The organism is Bartonella sp. AC158YNML (genome assembly GCF_042196725.1).
Lineage (GTDB): Bacteria > Pseudomonadota > Alphaproteobacteria > Rhizobiales > Rhizobiaceae > Bartonella.
On sequence record NZ_JBHIQU010000098.1, the window covers coordinates 1 to 248 of the forward strand.

The 248-nt window shown below is 38.7% G+C and carries 1 protein-coding gene; it reads left to right on the forward strand.

Annotated features, from left to right (window positions below; all coding sequences use genetic code 11):
• Positions 1-248: hypothetical protein (locus tag ACFIM1_RS09455; protein ID WP_375694704.1), on the forward strand; the 248-nt coding region annotated here is incomplete at both ends.

Sequence of the window (248 nt, forward strand, 5' to 3'; positions counted from 1 at the left end):
TAGCTGAGGTTGCTGGTAGTTCTACTGGTTACAGCCCTTTACTACAAGCTCCATCAGAAGATGCTAGTTATGTATGGAGAAGTACGTTAGGTGCTGTTAGTGTTGGTGATAATACTAATAGATTTTCGCGGCAAATTACAGGCGTAGCAGCTGGTAAAGAAGATACTGATGCAGTCAATATTGCACAGTTAAAAGATTTACAAAACTATGTGAATAAAGGCTGGAAGCTATCTGTTAATGGTAACAAT